General features: G+C 68.4%; 18 protein-coding genes, 1 tRNA gene and 1 other RNA gene. 5 read left to right on the top strand and 15 right to left on the bottom strand.

What is annotated here, in order from left to right; genetic code table 11:
• Positions 1-112: 112 nt before the first annotated feature.
• The 6 genes from ABD719_RS18725 to ABD719_RS15065 all read right to left on the bottom strand — a co-directional run bounded on the left by ABD719_RS18725 (position 113) and on the right by ABD719_RS15065 (position 5,610).
• Positions 113-343 (bottom strand): Arm DNA-binding domain-containing protein, encoded by a 231-nt coding sequence (locus ABD719_RS18725; RefSeq protein ID WP_425567184.1) that lies wholly within the window; start codon positions 341-343, stop codon positions 113-115.
• Positions 344-633: 290 nt separating this feature from the next.
• A tRNA-Gly gene (locus ABD719_RS15085) sits at positions 634-707 on the bottom strand.
• 43 nt (positions 708-750) lie between these two features.
• Entirely contained in the window at positions 751-2,136 is a 1,386-nt protein-coding gene (locus tag ABD719_RS15080; protein ID WP_344694193.1) for a glutamate--cysteine ligase, read from the bottom strand.
• 53 nt (positions 2,137-2,189) lie between these two features.
• Positions 2,190-3,152, bottom strand: coding sequence for a glutaminase (locus tag ABD719_RS15075; RefSeq protein ID WP_344694192.1), 963 nt, complete (start codon positions 3,150-3,152; stop codon positions 2,190-2,192).
• Positions 3,116-4,756 carry an amidohydrolase gene (locus ABD719_RS15070; protein ID WP_344694191.1) on the bottom strand — a complete coding sequence of 547 codons (1,641 nt, stop codon included), beginning with the start codon at positions 4,754-4,756 and terminating at the stop codon, positions 3,116-3,118. The genes ABD719_RS15075 and ABD719_RS15070 overlap by 37 nt, the downstream gene beginning before the upstream one ends.
• Entirely contained in the window at positions 4,753-5,610 is an 858-nt protein-coding gene (locus ABD719_RS15065) for an NAD(P)-dependent oxidoreductase (protein ID WP_344694190.1), read from the bottom strand. The genes ABD719_RS15070 and ABD719_RS15065 overlap by 4 nt, the downstream gene beginning before the upstream one ends.
• A 56-nt stretch (positions 5,611-5,666) precedes the next feature.
• Between ABD719_RS15065 and ABD719_RS15060 the strand changes: the two genes are divergently transcribed.
• The gene (locus ABD719_RS15060) at positions 5,667-6,926 is read left to right on the top strand and encodes a threonine ammonia-lyase (RefSeq protein ID WP_344694189.1); all 1,260 of its coding nucleotides are present in this window, start codon (positions 5,667-5,669) and stop codon (positions 6,924-6,926) included.
• Positions 6,927-6,976: 50 nt separating this feature from the next.
• On the opposite strand, the gene ABD719_RS15055 is transcribed toward ABD719_RS15060, so the two are convergent.
• On the bottom strand, positions 6,977-7,225 hold the full coding sequence (locus tag ABD719_RS15055) for a hypothetical protein (protein ID WP_344694188.1): 249 nt from the start codon (positions 7,223-7,225) through the stop codon (positions 6,977-6,979).
• Between the two features lie 185 nt (positions 7,226-7,410).
• Here ABD719_RS15055 and ABD719_RS15050 point away from each other — a divergent pair, with 185 nt between their 5' ends.
• The gene (locus ABD719_RS15050) at positions 7,411-8,172 is read left to right on the top strand and encodes an arginyltransferase (protein ID WP_344694187.1); all 762 of its coding nucleotides are present in this window, start codon (positions 7,411-7,413) and stop codon (positions 8,170-8,172) included.
• 81 nt (positions 8,173-8,253) lie between these two features.
• The gene (locus ABD719_RS15045; protein ID WP_344694186.1) at positions 8,254-8,379 is read left to right on the top strand and encodes a hypothetical protein; all 126 of its coding nucleotides are present in this window, start codon (positions 8,254-8,256) and stop codon (positions 8,377-8,379) included.
• 55 nt (positions 8,380-8,434) lie between these two features.
• Here the strand turns inward: ABD719_RS15045 and ABD719_RS15040 are convergent, their stop codons facing one another.
• The 4 genes from ABD719_RS15040 to ABD719_RS15025 form a co-directional block, all read right to left on the bottom strand.
• Complete coding sequence (locus ABD719_RS15040; RefSeq protein WP_344694185.1) at positions 8,435-9,226, bottom strand: transglutaminase family protein; 792 nt, start codon at positions 9,224-9,226, stop codon at positions 8,435-8,437.
• 31 nt (positions 9,227-9,257) lie between these two features.
• Positions 9,258-10,193 carry an alpha-E domain-containing protein gene (locus ABD719_RS15035; protein WP_344694184.1) on the bottom strand — a complete coding sequence of 312 codons (936 nt, stop codon included), beginning with the start codon at positions 10,191-10,193 and terminating at the stop codon, positions 9,258-9,260.
• Entirely contained in the window at positions 10,193-11,746 is a 1,554-nt protein-coding gene (locus tag ABD719_RS15030) for a circularly permuted type 2 ATP-grasp protein (RefSeq protein WP_344694206.1), read from the bottom strand. The genes ABD719_RS15035 and ABD719_RS15030 overlap by 1 nt, the downstream gene beginning before the upstream one ends.
• A 91-nt stretch (positions 11,747-11,837) precedes the next feature.
• Positions 11,838-13,844 carry a protein-disulfide reductase DsbD family protein gene (locus ABD719_RS15025; protein ID WP_344694205.1) on the bottom strand — a complete coding sequence of 669 codons (2,007 nt, stop codon included), beginning with the start codon at positions 13,842-13,844 and terminating at the stop codon, positions 11,838-11,840.
• 87 nt (positions 13,845-13,931) lie between these two features.
• Between ABD719_RS15025 and ABD719_RS15020 the strand changes: the two genes are divergently transcribed.
• Together ABD719_RS15020 and ABD719_RS15015 are read left to right on the top strand one after the other, a co-directional pair.
• On the top strand, positions 13,932-15,641 hold the full coding sequence (locus ABD719_RS15020) for an alkaline phosphatase family protein (protein ID WP_344694183.1): 1,710 nt from the start codon (positions 13,932-13,934) through the stop codon (positions 15,639-15,641).
• 181 nt (positions 15,642-15,822) lie between these two features.
• Positions 15,823-17,025 carry a cation:proton antiporter gene (locus tag ABD719_RS15015; RefSeq protein WP_344694182.1) on the top strand — a complete coding sequence of 401 codons (1,203 nt, stop codon included), beginning with the start codon at positions 15,823-15,825 and terminating at the stop codon, positions 17,023-17,025.
• 398 nt (positions 17,026-17,423) lie between these two features.
• Here ABD719_RS15015 and ABD719_RS15010 read toward each other — a convergent pair whose 3' ends face one another.
• The 4 genes from ABD719_RS15010 to ABD719_RS14995 form a co-directional block, all read right to left on the bottom strand.
• A complete protein-coding gene (locus ABD719_RS15010; RefSeq protein ID WP_192129015.1) occupies positions 17,424-17,747 on the bottom strand; it encodes a YbaB/EbfC family nucleoid-associated protein in 324 nt (107 codons plus the stop codon).
• Positions 17,744-19,414: a DNA polymerase III subunit gamma/tau gene (locus ABD719_RS15005; RefSeq protein WP_344694181.1), complete on the bottom strand. Its 1,671-nt coding sequence runs from the start codon at positions 19,412-19,414 to the stop codon at positions 17,744-17,746. Before ABD719_RS15005 ends, ABD719_RS15010 begins: the two co-directional genes overlap by 4 nt.
• A 231-nt stretch (positions 19,415-19,645) precedes the next feature.
• An RNA gene (ffs, locus tag ABD719_RS15000) (signal recognition particle sRNA small type) lies at positions 19,646-19,743 on the bottom strand.
• 67 nt (positions 19,744-19,810) lie between these two features.
• Entirely contained in the window at positions 19,811-20,089 is a 279-nt protein-coding gene (locus ABD719_RS14995) for a hypothetical protein (protein WP_344694180.1), read from the bottom strand.
• Between the last annotated feature and the right edge of the window lie 81 nt (positions 20,090-20,170).

Genomic DNA, 20,170 nt, shown 5'->3' with positions numbered 1-20,170 from the left:
CTCACCATCCGGACCGCGCGTTCGCGGACCTCGCGTGAAAACTTGTTCGTCGTCTTGCTCATTTCCAATGCTCCTACTCACAAGTGGGAGCCTCCGGGAAACCCGGGACGCTTCACACCTGCTGCCGAGCTTGAGCGGCTAACTGTCGAGCTCGTACCAGTGGAACGTCACCGGTAGCGCCAAGCCCCATCTCTCGGCGCTTACCCTCCCAGCGATACAGGAACACCCATCGGCGGCCGCCGTTCGTGGTCGATAGATAGAGGCCGCCGCCATCGGCGTGCAGACCGGGACGCTTCTCGTTTTTGACATCCAGCGCTGTCAGTCGATTGATGCTTCTCGCCATCCTGCCCCACCATGTGCCCTAACAAGTCTCGGTGCTTGTAGCATGACGGTAGGTTACGTCCGAATCCCAGTGAATTTTAAAAATGCTGCACAATCATGGTGTTAACCGGTCACTAGGTGATGTCAGGTTATGACCGGTTACATGGCATTCGACGGACACCTCTTCCGCCAGCCCGCCGCGCCAGCTTCGTCGCCATCACCCAGACACGGTGTCGATGATGGCGGTCGAGATCATTCGGCAATGGCACACGCCATGGCATGCACATCCCGTTTCGTCGGCTGGTGAGGAGATGGAGCGGGTAACGGGAATCGAACCCGTGTATTCAGCTTGGAAGGCTGCTGCACTACCATTGTGCTATACCCGCGCTGCACCCGGACTAGCGTCGCCGCACGCCGGGCGCAAGCCGGTCAGAAGCGTGCTTCGGCGTAAATCCGCGATACGTCGCCGTTCCAGTCGCCATGATACCGGTCGAGCAGCATCTCGGCCGGCACCTTGCCGCTGCGCACGATCTCGCGCAGCGGTTCGAGGAAGCCGGTCTCGTCGTCGCCCGAGGCATTGAACCGGCCCCGCGCCGCCAGCCCGGCATGGGCGATGTCGAGCACCGCACCGGCGATATCGCGCAGGCGGCCGCCACCGGGCAGCGGCGCATCCAGTGCCATCGCCGGCACCGCGTCGCGCAGCGCCTGCCGTTCCTCCAGCGTCCAGTGCTTCACCAGATCCCATGCCGCATCCAGCGCCGCGTCGTCGTAGAGCAGGCCCACCCAGAAGGCGGGCAGCGCGCAGATGCGGTTCCAGGGGCCGCCATCGGCACCGCGCATTTCGAGGAAGGTCTTCAGCCGCACTTCCGGAAAGGCGGTGGACAGATGATCGGTCCAGTCGTCCAGCGTCGGCTTCTCGCCCGGCAGCACCGACAGTTCGCCGCGCAGGAAATCGCGGAAGCTCAGGCCCGCCGCATCGATATACCGTCCTTCGCGATAGACGAAGTACATCGGCACATCGAGCATGTAGTCGGCATAGCGTTCATAGCCGAACCCGTCCTCGAACACGAACGGCAGCATGCCCGTGCGCTGCGGATCGGTGTCGGACCAGATATGGCTGCGGAACGACAGCATCCCGTTGGGCTTGCCTTCGGTGAAGGGCGAGTTGGCGAACAGCGCGGTGGCCAGCGGTTGCAGCGCCAGGCCGACCCGGAACTTCTTCACCATGTCCGCCTCCGACGCATAGTCGAGGTTCACCTGGATGGTGCAGGTGCGCAGCATCATGTCGAGCCCGAGATTGCCGACACGCGGCATATGCCGGCGCATGATCCCGTACCGCCCCTTGGGCATCACCGGCAGTTCGACGCGCGTCTTGTCCGGCCACATGCCCAGCCCCAGAAAGCCGACCCCCAGCCGCTCGCCCGCCGCCTTCACCTGTTGCAGGTGCCGGCCGGTCTCGGCGCAGGTCTGGTGCAGGTTTTCGAGCGGCGCGCCCGACAGTTCGAACTGCCCCGCCGGCTCCAGGCTGACGCTGCCGTCCGCGCCGTTCAGCGCGATCACGTTGGTGCTGCCGTCCGGGCCGATCTCCTCGACCGGGCGCCAGCCATGTTCGGTCAGCGCCATCAACAGATCGCGGATGCCGCCGGGTTCGTCATAGGACGGCGCCCGGTGATCGGCGGTGCGATAGACGAACTTCTCGTGTTCGGTCCCGATCCGCCAGCGGTCGGCCGGCTTCTCGCCGCGCGCGAAGCTGGCGATCAGCTGGTCGCGCGATTCGATGATCGGAGAGGCGGCGGCGGCGATTTTTGTCGTCATGAGCCGCGCCTTACGCGGGCATGAACGGCCGCGCCAGATAGCTTGAGTTGGCCCTACCCCGCCTCGAACGCGGACCAGCCGGTGCGCTGCACCAGCCGTTCCAGCGCCAACGTGCCGAGTTGCGAATTGCCGCGCGCGTTGAGGCCGGGCGACCACACCGCGACGCTCGCCCGCCCCGGCGCCACCGCCAGGATACCGCCGCCGACCCCTGACTTACCCGGCAGGCCGACCCGGAACGCGAACTCCCCCGATCCGTCGTAATGGCCGCACGTCATCATCAGCGCATTGATCCGCCGCGCGCGCAGCCGTGACACCACCTGTCGCCCGGTGCCGGGATTCGCCCCCGCCGCCATCAGGTATCGCCCCGCCAGCGCCAGTTGCCGGCAACTCATCGCCAGCGCGCATTGATGGAAATAGACGCCCAGCGTCCGTTCGGCCGGATGATGGATATTGCCGAACGACCGCATGTAATTCGCCAGCGCCGCGTTGCGGTGGCCCGTCGCCAGTTCCGCCTCCGCCACCGCACGGTCGATCACGATCGTGTCGTCCCCCGCCAGCGCGCGGACGAAGCGGAGCGTCTCGCCGATCGCCTCGCGCGGTTCGTGCCGGCCCAGCAGGATGTCGGCGACCACGATCGCGCCGGCATTGATGAACGGATTGCGCGGGATGCCCTGTTCCGCCTCCAGCTGCACGATCGAGTTGAACGCGCTGCCCGACGGCTCCACCCCCACCCGTCGCCACAACTGGTCGCCGACATGGCCCAGCGCCAGCGTCAGCGCGAAGACCTTGGAGATCGACTGGATCGAGAACGCCTCGTCCGCGTCGCCGGCCAGATGGCAGGTGCCGTCCATCTCGATCACCGCGATGCCGAAGCGGTTCGGATCGATCGCGGCGAGCGGCGGAATGTAATCCGCCGGCCGGCCGCGATCCGGGGCCGCCGCCATCTCCGCCGCGATGTCGGCGACGATCGCGGAAAGGTCTATTTCCGCTCCCACACCTTCTCGCCCCCGATCCATGTCTCCTGCACCTTCGTCGCGCGCAGCTCGGCGGTGCTGGCGGTGGCGGGATCATGGTCGACGATCAGGAAATCGGCGCGCTGCCCCGGCGCCAGCCGCCCGAATTTATCCTCCGCGAACCCGGCATAGGCACCCCCTTGCGTGAAGGCGCGCCATGCCTGTTCGCGCGTCACCGCCTGTTGCGGCTGCCAGCCGCCATAGGGCTGGTCGTCCGCCCCCTGCCGCGTGAACGCCGCCGCCCAGCCGGCAAAGGGATCGGGCTGCTCGACCGGGTAATCCGATCCGAACGCCAGCGGCGCGCCGTTCGACAGCATCGACCGCCACGCATAGGCCCCCGCCAGCCGTGCCGGTCCCAGCCGCGCCTCGGCCATCGTCCGGTCGCTGGTCTGGTGGACCGGCTGCATCGAGGCGACGATGCCGTGCTTGCCGAACCGGGGCAGATCGACCGGATCGATCACCTGCGCATGTTCGATCCGCCAGCGCCGGTCACCCTTGTACGTCTCCGCCAGTTCGTCGATCGCGCCCAGCGCCTGTGCGTTGGCGGCATCGCCGATCGCGTGGACCGCGATCTGGTAATTATCCATCGCCGCCCGGCTCATCAGGTTGCGGATGACGGTGTCGGTCATGAAGCCCAGCCCGCGCTGGCCGGGCGCATCGGCATAGGGTGTCTTCAGCCACGCACCGCGCGATCCCAGGGCGCCGTCGCCGTACAGCTTCACCCCGACCAGCCGCAGTCGATCGGCATAAAGCCACGGCGTCGGCCCGTTGCCGCCGATCCGCACCGTATCCTCCATCCCCGCGCCATAGCTCATGATCCGCACGCGCAGCGCGCCGCGATCCCCCGCCCGGCGATAGGTCAGCCAGTCGTCGACGCTGGTGCCCATGTCGGCCGTCGCGGTCACCCCGGCGGATAGCAGGGCGACCTGCGCCTTCATGAACGCGACGTCGCGCTCCTTGGGCTGCGGCTGCGGTACCGCCTTGCGGATCAGGTCCTGCGCGGCGTCGACGAAGACGCCGGCGGGCAGCGTGCCCGTCTTCTCGATCCGGCCGCCCGGCGGCGACACGCTTTTCGCGGTCACGCCCGCCGCCTTGATCGCAGCGCTGTTGGCCCAGCCGGCATGGCCGTCCACCCGTGCCAGGAATACCGGCCGGTCGGCGACTACGGCATCCAGATCGGCGGCGGTCGGAAATCGGCCCAGCCCCCAGATTTCCTGATTCCAGCCGCCGCCCAATATCCATTTACGATCGGGATTGGCCGCCGCATAGGCCGCGATCCGCGCCTTCGCCTCGTCCAGAGTCTTCGTGCCCGACAGGTCGAGTTCGACCTGCCGGAACCCCAGTTCCAGCACATGGCCATGCGCGTCGACGAAACCGGGGATCAGCACCCGCCCCTTCATGTCCGCCCGCCAGTCCAGCTTGTCGGGCCGCTTGTCCTTCGCCGACAGCAGTTTTACGACCTTGCCGTCGAGCGACATCAACACGCCGGTAAATCGCACGACCTTGCCGTCCGCGTCCAGCGTCACGCCGTCGACATTATCGACCAGCGCGTCGGCGAAGGCGGAGGTGGGAAGCAGCAGCGCGAGCGCAACGACGAAACCCTTCACTTCGGCAATCTCCGCACCAGCGCGCTGGTGTCCTGCCGCGCGCCGCCCATCGCCTGCACCTCGGCATAGAATTGATCGACCAGCGCCGCGACCGGCAGCACCGCGCCGTTCGTCCGTGCCTCGTCCAGCGCCAGCCCCAGATCCTTGCGCATCCAGTCGACCGCGAAGCCGAAATCGAACCGTTCCGCCGCCATCGATTCCCAGCGATTGACCATCTGCCAGCTCTGCGCCGCGCCGCCGGAAATCGCCGCCAGCACCTTGTCCGTATCCAGTCCGCTATTCTGGGCGAAGCGCAGCGCCTCCGCCACGCCTTGCACCACGCCGGCGATCGCGATCTGGTTGCACATCTTGGTCTGCTGCCCCGCCCCGGCCGGGCCGACATGGACGATGCGCGCGGCATAGGCCGCCATCAACGGCTCGGCCGCCGCGAACGCCGCGTCGGAACCGCCGCACATGATCGACAGCTTGCCGTTCTCGGCCCCCGCCTGCCCGCCCGATACCGGCGCGTCCAGCACCAGCAGCCGGGTGTCATCGGCCAGCCGGCGCGCGATCGTGGCGGATACGGTGGTGTGGTCGACGAACAGCGCGCCATCCGCCATCGCGGCGAACGCACCGTCCGGCCCCAGCGTCACCGCCGCCAGATCGTCGTCGTTGCCGACGCAGGCGAACACCGCCGCCGCATCTCTTGCCGCCGCCGCCGGGGTATCGGCGACGCTGCCGCCATATTTCTCCGCCCATGCCGCCGCCTTGGCCGCGGTGCGGTTGTAGACGGTGACGTCATGCCCGGCCGCGACCAGGTGCCCCGCCATCGGCGCCCCCATCACGCCGGTTCCGATGAAAGCCAGTTTTGCCATATCCGCTCCCGCATAAGCGGTGTTTCCCCACCGCGCCAGACGGTCTAACGGGGGGCATGGCAACACAGGTCAACCCGCAACCCGCGCTTCTTCCGCCCGAGTCCCTCCCGGTCGATATCGCGGACGTTCGCGCCGCGCACGATCGCATCCGTCCCTCGATCGTCCGCACGCCGACGCTCATCAGCCGCACCCTGTCGCAGATGACGGGCGCGACGGTGTATCTGAAGTTCGAGAATCTCCAGTTCACCGCCGCCTACAAGGAACGCGGCGCGCTCAACACGCTGCTGCTGCTGTCGGACGAGGCGAAGGCCAAGGGCGTGATCGCCGCCTCCGCCGGCAACCATGCGCAGGGGCTGGCCTATCATGCCAACCGGCTGGGCGTGCCCGCCACGATCGTGATGCCCACCAACACCCCGACCGTGAAGGTCGTGCAGACCGAGGGGCACGGTGCCAACGTCGTCCTGCACGGCGACACCTTCGACGCCGCCTATGCCCATGCCCGCGTGCTGGAGGGGGAACGCGGCTTCACCTTCGTTCACCCGTTCGACGATCCCCGCATCATCGCCGGACAGGGTACCGTCGCGATCGAGATGTTCGAGGACGTGCCCGCGATCGACACGCTCGTCACCCCGATCGGCGGCGGTGGCCTGATCTCGGGCATGGCCACGGTCGCGCGGTCGATGGGCCGCCCGATCGAGGTCGTCGGGGTGGAGGCGGAACTGTTCCCGTCGATGTATAACCGCATCAACGGCACCGATCACCCTTGCGCGGGCGATACGCTGGCGGAGGGGATCGCGGTCAAGGAACCGGGCGGCATCACCGCCCGGATGGTCGCGCAACTCGTCGACGAGATCCTGCTGGTCAACGAGCGCAGCCTGGAGGAGGCGGTCAGCCTCTTGCTCCAGATCGAGAAGACGGTGGTCGAGGGGGCGGGCGCCGCTGGCCTCGCCGCGCTGCTCGCGCATCCGGGCCGGTTCGCGGGGAAGACGGTGGGGGTAGTGCTGTGCGGCGGCAACATCGACACGCGTTTGCTCGCCAACGTCCTGCTGCGCGATCTGGCGCGGTCGGGGCGGCTGGCACGGCTGCGGATCAGGCTGCAGGATCAGCCGGGCGCCCTGTTCAACGTCGCGCGCATCTTCGAACAGCAGCGCGTGAACATCATCGAGGTCTATCACCAGCGCGTCTTCACGACATTGCCGGCCAAGGGCCTCATCACCGATATCGAATGTGAAACGCGGGACCGGTCGCATCTGAACCGGCTGATCGCCAGCCTGATCGAGGGCGGCTACGACACCACGCAGGTGGAACTCGCCTGACCGGCAAGGGGCAGGGAAACGGGGGCCGGCTTCACCGGCCCCCGCAACGATCAGTTGCTGTCGGAGTCTTCGCTGTCGTTGACGATCGCCACGACGCCGATCGCGGCGACGCCGGCGGCCAGCACGGCCGCAATCAGGCCGGCACCGGCCAGATTGTTCTTCTTCGCGGTCGGGGTCGACGCACGCGCGACCGACAGCGACGACGCCTTGTTGGCGACGGGGGCGGCGAACGCCGGCGCGGCCATGACCGGGGCAGCGACGATCGCGAGGGCCGAGGCCAGTGCAGTAACGTTACGCATCAATAATTCTCCCATGCAGTGAATTGCTGCAACGCAGTAGCATAGCAGTCGTTCCGTGGTCCATCTTCGCCTGATAATGCTCGCAAAAGCGGATGCGGCGGACCGAATAATGGTTAACGCGCTTTTCATCAGCGCGACGGCCATACATATACGGGCATGTCCGTTTTTCCGGGGGTATTTCGGCGGTGACCGCGCCTTTCCGCTTTCCGCGCTTCTTCGTCACCAGTCCGTCCCCCTGCCCCTATCTGCCGGGCCGGCAGGAGCGGAAGGTGTTCACCGAACTGACCGGCCCGCACGCCACCGAACTCAACGATGCGCTCAGCCGCATCGGATTCCGGCGGTCGCAGGGGGTCGCCTACCGCCCATCCTGCGCGGGCTGCACCGCCTGCGTGTCGGTGCGCGTCGTCACCGCGGAATTCCGCCTCAACGCCACCCAGCGCAAGCTGATGAAGCGCCATGCCGATCTGGAGGTCACCGCCTGCCGCGCCTGGGCTACCGACGAGCAGTATCGCCTGCTGCGCCGCTATCTCGCCGCGCGACATCCCGGCGGCGGCATGGCGGGGATGGACGAGGATGATTATGCCGACATGATCGAGCATTCGCCGGTCAACTCGCTGATCGTCGAATATCGCGAACCATCGGTCGACGGCCGTCGCGGCCGGCTGGTCGCAGCCTGCCTCACCGATCGTCAGGCGGACGGCCTGTCGATGATCTACAGCTTCTTCGTGACCGACGACGAGACGCGCACCAGCCTCGGCAATTTCATCATCATCGATCACATCATGCGCGCCCGCGATGCCGGCCTGCCCTATGTCTATCTCGGCTATTGGGTGAAGGGGTCGGCGCGGATGGAATACAAGACGCGCTATCGCCCGATCGAGATACTGGGGCCCGCCGGCTGGCGGCGGCTGACCGATACCGATCTGGCGCCGCTGGTCCACGCCTGACCGGCAGGCCGAATCCATGCCGCGATCACGGCGGCAGGGTGTAGGATAATGTCGGGCGCTTCGCCCGCGAAGGACACCGCCATGGCCAAGAGCCAGCAGAAATCGAACAAGGAAGTCCGCAAGCCCAAGGCGGAAAAGGTCAAGACGATCGCCGCCAACGCTTCGACCAAGGGTACGCCCGTCACGATGGTGACGATCAAGAACTGATCGCCTGCTACCGGCGAGGCCGGACGGGATGATCGCATCCCGTCCGGCTCCGGCCCTACGCCTCCGCGACCCGTACCTCGACATCCAGCCGTTCCTGGCCGTCTCCCAGCCGCGATCCGGCGATCGGCGCCGCCCCCACCGCGTCCAGCGCGATCGCGACGCGGACATGATCGTCCTGCGGGCACAGCCCCGTACAGGGATCGAACCCGACCCAGCCCAGCCCGTCGATATACGCCTCCGCCCAGCCATGCGGGGTCGGCCGGTGTTCCCCCGCCAGCCGCGAATAGCCGGAGACATAGCGCGCCGGCACGCCCAGCCCCCGCGCGCCGACCAGAAAGATGTGCGCCACGTCGCGCGGCGTCGCCTCGCCCCGCGCGAAAGCGGCGGCGGCGGTCAGCCCGGCGGGGCGGGACCGGTCGAACACGAACTGTTCGTGCAAGGCCGCATTCAGCCGGTGCAGCGTCCCCAGCGGCGTCTCCCCCGCCCGTTCCGCCACGAACGCGGCGATCCCCGCATCGGGCATCGTCAGGTCGGTCGCGCGCAGGAACACGGGCGGCGGCAACGTCTCGGTCAGGCCGTGCAGCACCCCGTCCGAATGGGTGGTCAACACCTCGCCGCTGATCTCGATCTCCAGCCCATGGATCGGCCCTTCGGCATAGAGCATCGTTACCCGGTTGCCCCAGCCGTCACGCCCGTCGCGCAGCTTGGCGTCGCAATCCACGTCGATCCGCCAGTTCGCGACCGTCTGGTCATGCGTGTCGGGCGGGGTGACGCGCAGCAACTGCACCAGCCGGGCCTGCGGCTCGGAAAAGCGGTACGCGGTACGGTGTAGGATCGATAACCGCATATGGCCCCCTGATATTGCCCGTTCGATATCGTCAGCCGAACTTGAACTGGCGGCCGATCGCCCCGTGAAGCAACGCGTTTTCTTCGATGAAGGATTGCAGATACTGGTGCAGTCCGGAAGCGATCACCTCGCCCGACCGGGTCTTCGCCATCCGCGTCGCGCGCAGCCGCGCCATCCGGTCCGCCTCGCCGTGCTGCCCGGTGCGCTTGGCCAGCATCAGCAGCACATCCACCGTCTCCTCGACCGACGCGGCAAGACTGCGCGGCAGTTCGGCGCGCGCGATCAGCAGATCGATGACGTTGCCCGGCCGCAACCCGTCCGAATACAGCCAGCGATAGGCGGTGACGGCGGATACCGTCTGCAGGATCGTCGTCCACTGGTCGCGGTCGACGACTCCGCCGACCCGCTCCCCCTCGGGCAGCAGGATGTGGTATTTCACGTCCAGCAGCCGCGCGGTGTTGTCCGCCCGCTCCACCGCCTGCCCCAGCCGGATGAACCATGTCGTCTGGTTGCGCAGCATCCGGTGGACCGCGCCCTCGAACCCGCGCGTCTCGTTCTTCACCGCCTCGACCAGGTTCAGCACCGAGGTCGCGTCGGTCGCGGCGGGTTTCGCCTCGAACATCAGCCACGCGCGGTTGATCGCGCTCCACGCCTCGCGGGTCAGCGCGGTGCGGACGGCGCGGGCGTTGTTGCGCGCCATGTCGAGGCTATGGACGATCGATCCGGCATGGCTGTTGTCGATCGTCAGGAACCGCGCCACCTCGCTGCGCTTCAGTTCGGCGCCGGCCGCCTCGAACGCGACATCGGTATCGGTCACCGCCAGTGCGGAAGCCCAGGCGGCGCGACCCGCCGGGCGTGGCGACAGCACGTCGAGCCGCACCGTCGCCTCCACCAGCCGCGCGATGAAGTCGGCCCGCTCGAAATAACGGCCCAGCCAGTAGAGCGAGGATGCGGTACGACTGAGCATCAGCGGGTCACACCCTGGTTCGTGCCCCGATCCATGCCCTGCGTCATGCCGCCGATACCCTGTGTCTGCGTCATCCCGCCCATCGTCTGGCTCTGTCCATCGCCCTGACTCTGGCTCTGGCTGGGCCGGTCGTCCATCAGCACGAAACTGTCTTTGGTGCCGCCGCCCTGGCTGGAATTGACCACCAGCGATCCTTCCTTCAGCGCGACGCGGGTCAGCCCGCCGGGCACCACCTGCACGCCGCGTGATCCGGTCAGCACGAACGGCCGGAAATCGACATGGCGTGGTGCCAGGCCGCTGTCCGCCAGCGTCGGTACGGTCGACAGCGCCAGCGTCGGCTGCGCGATGTAGCGATGTGGCTCGGCGATCAGCGCGGCGCGGAACGCCTCGATCTCCGCCGTCGACGCGGTCGGGCCGACCAGCATCCCGTAGCCTCCCGATCCGTCAACCAGCTTCACCACCACGTCTTCCAGATTGTCGAGCACGTATTTCAGCGCCTGCGGCTCGCGGCAGCGCCACGTCTCGACATTGGGCAGCTTCGCCTCGCCCCCCGAATAGAAACGGACGATCTCGGGCATGTAGCTGTAGATCGCCTTGTCGTCGGCGATGCCGTTGCCCGGCGCGTTGATGATCGCGACGTTGCCGGCGGCATAGGCGGCGATCAGCCCCGGCACGCCCAGCGCCGAATCCGGGCGGAACACCAGCGGATCGAGGTAATCGTCGTCGACCCGGCGATAGATCACATCGACCTTCACCCGCCCCGCGATCGTGCGCATCCACACCATGTCGTCGTCGACGACCAGATCGGCGGCCTCGACCAGTTCGATCCCCATCGAATCGGCCAGGAAACTATGTTCGTAATAGGCGGAGTTGTAATGACCCGGCGTCAGCACGACGCAGGTCGGCGCGCTGACGCCGATCGGCGCGACCGACTTCATCGTCTCCAGCAGGCGATCGGGATAGCTGTCCACCGCCGCGACGCGGAAATCGCGGAACAGTTCGGGGCACAGCCGCAGCATCGCCTCCCGGTTCTCCAGCATATAGCTGACGCCGGAGGGAGTGCGGGCATTGTCCTCCAGCACGAAGAATTCGTCGGGGCCGGTGCGGACTAGGTCGATGCCGCAGATATGCGCCCAGACGCCGTGCGGCGGGCGCATCCCGGCGATCTCGGGGCGGAACTGCGGGTTGCCCAGCACCAGATCGGTCGGCAGCACGCCCTCCTTCAGGATGCGCCGCTCGCCGTAGATATCCTCCAGAAACGCGTTGATCGCCTCCACCCGCTGGATCAGCCCGGCCGACAGCCGTTCCCATTCGTCGTGCATGAAGACGCGCGGCACGATGTCGAACGGGATGATCCGTTCGCTCGCCTCGCTCTCGCCATATACCGCGAAGGTGATGCCCAGCTGGCGGAACGTCGCCTCCGCCGCCTGCTGGCGCCGGCGCAGTTCGGCGTCCGGGGTCGCCTCGATCCAGCGGCTCAGCGCGGCAAGCTCGGCGCGCGGCGGCGGACCGCCGGCCATCCCCATGATCTCGTCGAACGCCTGTTTCACCATCGGAACGATCAATTACCCCGCATTGTGCAAGGTTCCATGCTGCGCGGATTTGTCGCACTGCACAAGGGCCGGAATGGCGCTTTTCTCCCGCCTAACGTCCCAGCGCCTCCAGCATCGCCGGGGTCAGCACCTGCGGCAGCACCCGTGGCGCGGCCGCCCCCGGGGCGTAATAGAGGTACAGCGGTACGCCGGCGCGATTATGCCGTTCGATGAAGCGGCCCAGCACCGGGTCCCCGTCCGTCCAGTCGCCGACCAGCACCGCCACCTTGTTGCGCGTGAATGCCGCCTGCACGCCCGATCGCTCGATCGCCGCCTTTTCGTTCACCTTGCAGGTCAGGCACCAGTCGGCGGTGAAATAGGCGAAGACCGGCCGCCCTTCCGCCCGCAGCGCCGCCAGCCTGCTTTCCGAAAACGCATCGCCCGCCGTCGCGGTGGTCGCACCCGCCGGCACCGGTCGCACCAGCGCCACCGCGCCCAGACTCGCGATCACCGGCACCATTGCCCAGCCAAGGCCCAGCCCCTTGTGCTGTCGTCGCCCGCCGATCCACAGGCCGAGCGCCGCGAGCAGCGCCGCCGCCAGCCCCAGCGTCATCCCCTCGACCCCCGCCTGCCGCCCCAGCACCCATGCCAGCGCCAGCGCGGTCAGCCACATCGGCACCGACAGGATACGCCGCAGCCGCCCCATCCACGCCCCCGGCTTCGGCATCCGCCGTCGCAACGCCGGTACGAAGCCCAGCAGCAGGAACGGCAGCGCCAGTCCCAGCCCCAGCCCGCCGAACACCGCCAGCGCGGCGGGCACCGGCAGCACCAGCGCCGCGCCCAGCGCTGCGCCCATGAACGGCCCCGAACACGGCGTCGCCACGAACGCCGCCAGCGCACCCGTGGCGAAGGCGCCGCCCACGCCCTTGCTGGCCCCCGCGCCGCCGGCCCAGCGCGGCATCGGCACCTCGAACAGCCCCGACAGGTTCAGCGAGATCGCCACCGCCAGCAGCAGCAGCACGACCACGACGCGCGGGTCCTGCAACTGGAACGCCCAGCCGATCGTCGCCCCGCCCGCCCGCAGCCCCAGGATGATCGCCCCCAGCGCCAGACACACCAGCACGACCCCGCCGGCATAGGCCAGCGCCTCGCGCCGCGCCTCGCGCTCGCCGGTATTGGCGCGGGCGAGGCTCAGGGCCTTCAGGCTCAGGATCGGGAAGACGCAGGGCATCACGTTCAGGATCAGTCCGCCCAGCACCGCGCCTGCGAAGGCGATCAGCGCCGCGATCACCCAGCCGCCACTGCCGGCTGCACCCGGTACGACGCCCGGCCCCGCCGTGATCGCCAGCCCCTGCCCCGCACCGATCCGCAGCACGGCGGCGAACGGCGCGATCGGCGTACCCTTCGTCGTCACGATCACCCGGTCGCCGACCCGCTCGACGGTCTGCGCCGCCGCCGGCTCGATCGATCCGGCGGCGGCGGGAAACAGATACGCGTCCGACAGGGCCGCATCCGCCGGATACGGCACCGCGACGCGCAGCGCGCCATCGGTCACCGCCCATGTCGCCGCCTGTGCCAGCGGCCGGGGGATCGCGCGGCGCCACGCATCGAAGCGCGCCCGCGCCGCCGGGGTGATCGCACCGTCGCCCACCGTCAGCGTGGTCGCCAGCGTCTGCTCCTCCGGCACGCAGACGGTGCGGGTGCAGACCAGATATTTCAGCGTCAGCCGGATCGGCAGCGCGATGCCGTTCGCCAGCCCCGCCGGCACGGTCAGCGCCACCAGCGGCGCATAGGGCCGCTCGTAGACGTAATTCATCAGCCCCGCGACGACGAGCGTCTCGGGCACCGGCCAGTCCGCCGCCGCCGCCGTCACGCCGCCGGGCAGCGTCCAGCCAAAGCTCGCCGGGAAACCGGCATCGCCGGGGTTCGACCAGTAACCGTGCCAGCCGGCCTCCGGCCGCGTCTCGATCGCCAGCGTCACCGGCTGGCCGGCGCGCGGGCGTTCGCTTTCCGCCACCAGCCGCATCGCCAGATGCGGGCCGTCCGCCACCGCCTGCGCCAGCGCGGGTGAACCGGGCGCCAGGAAGATCGTCATCAACATGACGCCGAGAAACCGCATGATAGTCATCTGATACCGATCCGTCCGGCCGATCGCGGCCAGCCGGCGTCTTGCACGAAGCGCCGGGGCAATGCACCAAGGATGCCGATGAAAACCGCTCCCTTCTTCACCGCCGCCCTGCTCCTCGCCGCCGCCCCGGCCGCCGCCCAGACCTCACCCGCCGGCCAGTCGTCGCCAGTACCGGGGGCCAGTGCGTCCGCGCCCGTATCGCCGCCCGCGCCGACGCCGCCCCCGCCGCCCTTCCCCGCGACCCCGCCCAAGCTGATCGTCGCGATCTCGGTCGACCAGTTCGCCGCCGACCTGTTCGCGCAATATCGCAACCACTACTCCGGCGGCCTCGCCCGGCTGCTGACCGGCGCGGTGTTCCCCTCGGGCTATCAGAGCCATGCCGCGACCGAGACGTGTCCCGGCCACTCCACCATCCTGACCGGCTATCGCCCCGCGCATACCGGGATCATCGCCAATAACTGGATCGACCAGCGCGTCGGTCGTCCCGACAAGACCGTCTATTGCTCGGAGGACGAGCGCGTCCCCGAATCGACCCATGATCGCTACACCGTGTCGGACATGCACCTGAAGGTGCCGACGCTGGGCGAACGGATGAAGGCGGCGAACCCCGACGCCCGCGTCGTCTCCGTCGCCGGCAAGGATCGCGCCGCGGTGATGATGGGCGGCCACAAGGTCGACGAGCTGTGGTGGTGGGACGGCAAGACCTATGTCTCCTATGCCGGCCGCGCGGTGCCGCCGGTGGTGCAGCGGACCCGCGACGCGGTGGCGGCGCTGATCGCCCGGCCGCAGGCGGCGCTGCCGCTGCCCGGCTGGTGCCGGCCGGTCGACGCGCCGATCGCGGTGGCGGGCATGACGCTGGGTCAGGGCCGCTTCACCCGCACGGCCGGCGACCTGAAGGGGTTCCGCGCCTCGCCCGCGTCCGACGCGGCGGTGCTGGCGATGGCGGCGGGGCTGGTGCAGGACATGCAGCTCGGCAAGCGCGCCACGACCGACCTGATCGCGGTCGGCCTGTCCGCCACCGATTACATCGGCCATTCGCTGGGCACGCAGGGTGCCGAGATGTGCATCCAGATGAACGAGCTGGATCAGTCGCTCGCCGGCTTCTTCGCGGTGCTGGACGAAACCGGCGTCGATTACGAGGTGATGCTGACCGCCGATCACGGCGCGCACGACATGACCGAACGGCAGCTGCGTCGCGCGATGCCGATGGAGGCGCATGTCGATCCTCAGACGCTGGCCAGGCCGGTCGGCGCCGCGATCGGCCGGGCGCTGAGCATCGCCGGCCCGGTGCTGCTGGGGACGGAGGGCGACATCTATCTCGATCAGGCGCTCACCCCGGCACAGCGGCCCCGCGTGCTGGCGGAGGCGGTGCGCCGCTTCGCCGCGATGCCGCAGGTCGCCGCCGCCTTCACCGGGGCGCAGATCGCCGCGACGCCGATGCCGACGTCCCCGCCCGAGACATGGACGCTGATCGAGCGGGCGCGCGCCAGCTACGATCCCGAACGGTCCGGCGACCTGCTGGTTCTGCTGAAACCGCGCGTCACGACGATCGAGACCCCCGCCCCCGGCTATGTCGAGACGCACGGCAGCCCGTGGGATTACGATCGCCGCGTGCCGATCCTGTTCTGGCGCAAGGGGATGACCGGGTTCGAACAGCCGCTGTCGGTGGAAACGGTCGACATCATGCCCACCCTCGCCGCGACGATCGGCTTGCCCGTATCGGGTCAGGACGGTCGCTGCCTCGATCTCGACCCCGGCCCCGCCGACACCTGCGCCGCGCGGCGATAGGCATACCCCGCCGTCATGGCGAGCGCCGCGAAGCAACCCGGAGCGTCATACGCACGGCTTCCGGATTGCCTCGCCGCGCGCGCGATGACGGATAAACGAGGCACCTTGTCCCGCCCCGCCCTTCCCGTCTAGGCGCACCGGCGGGGGCCGCGACGCCGATCGCGGCCAAGGGGGGAAGATCATGCACGCGATGTCGCCGACCGAGATATTCCTGCTGGCGATGCTGCTGATCTTCTCCGCCCCCTATGCCGTCTGGCGGCTGGGGCGGACGGATTACTGGGCGCCGCTGGTCGTGGTGCAGATCATCGGCGGCATCCTGCTGGGGCCGGGCGTGCTGGGTGCGCTGTTCCCCGGCTATTACGCCTTCGTCTTCTCGCCCCAGACGATCGGATCGCTCAACGGCATCGCCTGGTGGTCGGTGATGATGTTCGTCTGGATCGCGGGTATCGAACTCGATCTGGGCGAGGCGTGGCGGCAACGGCGCGAGACGACCGTCACCGCGTCGTGCGCGCTGCTGGTCCCGCTCGTCACCGGTAGCCTCGCGGCGCTGCTGATGCTGCGCTTCCCCGGCTGGCGCGGGCCGCAGGGCGCGACATGGCAGGTGGTGCTGGGCATCGGCATGGCCTGCGCGGTCACCGCGTTGCCGATCCTGATCCTGCTGATGGAGAAGCTGGAGATCCTGCGCCAGCCGCTCGGCCAGCGCGTGCTGCGCTATGCCAGTCTCGACGATGTCGCGATCTGGGGCGTGCTGGCGATCATCCTGCTCGACTGGGAACGGGTCGGGCGCCAGGCCGGCTTCTTCATCGGCTTCACCATCGCCACGCTGCTGATCCGGCGGCTGATGCCGCGGATACCGGAGCGGGACCGGTGGTATGTCAGCCTCGTCTGGCTGGCGGCGTGCGGCTTTGCCGGCGACTGGGCCGGGCTGCACTTCATGGTCGGCGCGTTCCTGTCGGGCGTGGTGCTGGACGCGCGCTGGTTCGATCAGGAACGGATGGACCAGTTCCGCCACACCATCCTGCTGGCGGTGATGCCGGTCTATTTCCTGTCGACCGGCCTCAAGACCCAGTGGGATGTCGGCGGCACCACGGTCTTCGCGGGCGCGGCGCTGCTACTGGTCGCCTCGGTCACGGGCAAGCTGGCCGGGATCGGGCTGGCGGGGCGGATACTGGGCTGGAAAAAGGGCGACGCGCTGACGATCGGCTGGCTGCTCCAGACGAAGGCGCTCATCATGATCATCTTCGTCAACATCCTGCTCGACAAGCAGATCATCACCAACGAGACGTTCACCGCCCTGCTGCTGATGGCGCTGGCCAGCACGATGCTGACGGTACCGATGGTCGCCCCCCGATTGAGGCGGGCGGAACGCATCGGTCAGCGATGATCGATGACGCTCACGCGATTTCCCACGGTCATCGTGACGCGAAACCGTGAAGCCGCAAAACGGGATGATGGTTCGCGCCGAGGCGCGAAGGACGCGGAGAGTTATACCGTGATGGCATCAGCCCCACCAAAGGCGTCATTGCGAGCATAGCGAAGCAATCCAGAGCCGGATCAAGATGCCCTGAGTCGCTTCGCCACGCCCGCCATGACGAACATCCGGTTCGACCTGATGGCATCTGTCCTCCGGCCAGTGACGTCCGTCGCACGATCCCGTGGCCAACGCGGTCAGCGATCGGCCCGGCGATTGCCCGGTGCGGGACATCTCTGCGTCCTCCGCGCCTCCGCGCGAACCGATTTTTCCGTTCAAAAACGTCCGCGCGTCCGACCGGACGATCGAGCTCAGAACGGCAGCTTGAACCCCGGCGGCAGCGCCAGTCCGCTGGTCATCTTCGACATTTCCGCCCCCGATACCGCATCCGCCTTGGTGCGCGCATCGTTGAACGCGGCGGCCAGCAGGTCTTCCAGCATCTGCTTCTCGGACAGCTGCATCAGCGAATCGTCGATCGCGATGTTCATGATCCGGCCCTTGGCCGATGCCTTCACCTTGACCAGGCCACCGCCCGCCACGCCTTCGACCTCGATCGTGTCGAGGCTCGCCTGTGCCTTTTCCAGTTCGTTCTGCACGTTCTGGGCCATCGCCAGGATTTCGTCCATATTCTTCATGCCAACCTCCGTTTGCCCGGCCAGTCCTCCAAGACGGTTTCGGGAAAAGCCTCACGCGCGGCCCGTATCATGGGCGAGTCCCACACCGCCAGCCGCTTCGCTTCCGCGTTCGCGTCTTCCTGTTCCTTCAGCGTCGGCGTGCCGGGTACGTCGTCGAACCCGATCCGCCAGCCTTGCTTGGTCAATAGCTTGAGCGCCGCGGTCAGTTCCGCGACGGTATCCGCCGTCATCGGCCGGCTGCCGCTCAACATCAGTTCGGGCGGCGCATAACGGACGACGCGGGCGCCGTTGTACAACCGTGCCGCCAGCGCCAGCGAGCCGCTGTCCTCCAGCCGCGCGACCAGATCCTCGAACGTCTCGGGCACCAGCGACGGCGCGGGTTCCGGCGCGGTCGCGGCGGTCGCGGCCACCGGCGTGGCGGCGATCGCCGGGGTCGCAGGCACGGCCTGCACCGCCCCGCCCTCCGCCAGCCGCCGCGCCAGTTCTCCGGGATCGGGGAGTTGCGAAGCGTGGATCACCCGCAGCAGCGCCATCTCCGCCGCCTCGATCGGCAGCGCGGCGGTCGCCACCTCGTCATGCCCCTTTAGTACCAGTTGCCACAGCCGGTGCAGCACCGGAAACGACAAACCGGTCGCCCAGTCGATGCGGGCGGTCCGCTCCTCCACGGGTTGCGCCGGATCGGGTGCCGCGCCCACCTTGGTCAGGGTGATGCCATGTACCGTCTCCAGCAGCGCGCGCAGCACTGCGACCGGATCGACGCCATAATCATATTGCCGCCGCAGCGACGCGAGCGAGCCCGCCGCATCCCCCGCCAGCAGCATCGCGAACAGGTCGCGCACCGCGCCGCGATCGGACAACCCCAGCATCTGCCGCACCGCATCGGCGGTCACGCCGCTGACGCCGTGGCCGCCGTCCAGATCGGCATGGGCGATCGCCTGGTCCAGGATCGACAGGCCGTCGCGCGCCGACCCTTCCGCCGCGCGCGCGATCAGCGCCAGCGCCTCCGGCTCGGCGGTCACGCCCTCCTTGCCGCACACCTCGGCGAAGTGCGCCGCCAGCTTTTCGGCGGGGATGCGGCGCAGGTCGAATCGCTGGCAGCGCGACAGGACGGTGATCGGCACCTTGTTCACCTCGGTCGTGGCGAACAGGAATTTCACGTGCGCGGGCGGTTCCTCCAGCGTCTTCAACAGTGCGTTGAAGGCGTTCTTGGACAGCATGTGGACCTCGTCCACGATGTAGATCTTGAAGCGCGCGGTGACCGCCGCATAGCGCGACGCGTCGATGATCTCGCGGACGTCGTCGACGCCGGTATGGCTGGCGGCGTCCATCTCGATCACGTCGATGTGCCGCCCCTCGGCGATCGCGCGACACGGCTCGCACACCCCGCAGGGATCGATCGTCGGGCCGCCCTGCCCGTCCGGGCCGATGCAGTTCAATGCCTTGGCGATCAGCCGCGCGGTCGATGTCTTGCCCACCCCGCGCACGCCCGTCATCAGGAACGCATGGGCCAGCCGGTCGCGCTTGATCGCGTTGCCCAGCGTCGTGACCATCGCATCCTGCCCGATCAGTTCGGCAAAGGTCTGCGGCCGGTATTTGCGGGCCAGAACGCGATACGCCTCCGCCTTCGCGGGCTGGGGCGGTTCGCCGAGATCGAAGGAGTCGGGCATCGGTGCCGTCCTAGCGGGTCGGGGCGGCGGTGTCGAAGGGGTGACGGATGATTCGGGCGGGTGGCGGGGGCTGCGCTCGTGCTTTCCGTCGCCCTGGGAGAGGCGCGCGGTGCCGGGGTGATCGGGGCTGTCCCGAACCGGCGTTTTGAAGAAGAAGGGGTGTCGCGGCTAAGCCGCGCCGTCAGTCGGCGCCGTGCGCCGCTGGCCGCGCTTGGCAGCCTCTGCTGCCTGCGCGGTGGGAGCCGGAACGACCCGCGGCGAAATCGTTGCGGCTGCTTCCGTCAGGATCTGACCGGGTTGGCGACGACCACGTCCGCCCGACTCCCGCTGGCGCTATGGCGGAGCCGGGCGATCCGATCAAGCCCGGCCCCGCGCAAAACTTCAGGGTGCGAAAGGTCACCGATTGACGCGGAAACAGCGGCGTACCGGCCCGTAATAGCCCCGCTGCACCCGGCAGACCACGCGGCTGCGCGCACGCGGCCCCCGATTGAAACCGCGCCCGCGATCCCCGCGCCAGCCACGATCGTCCCGCCAGCCGCGCCGCTCGCCCCGCCAGCCGCGATCGTCATGGCGGTCGTAACCGTAACCGTGGCGCGGCTGCGCATCGGCCGGGGTGGTGGCAAAGGTGCCGGTGGTGGCGAGCAGCGCGGCACCGATCAGGGCGACGATCTTCATCACTGTTACTCCTGTACGCGCCCGTCGAACGCGGCGGGCATCGACGTTCTCGCACGGAGACGATGGATCGAGGCTGAATTG

The organism is Sphingomonas cynarae, from assembly GCF_039537815.1.
In the GTDB taxonomy this organism is placed as follows: domain Bacteria; phylum Pseudomonadota; class Alphaproteobacteria; order Sphingomonadales; family Sphingomonadaceae; genus Sphingomonas; species Sphingomonas cynarae.
This window is presented reverse-complemented; position numbering and strand designations above follow the sequence as displayed.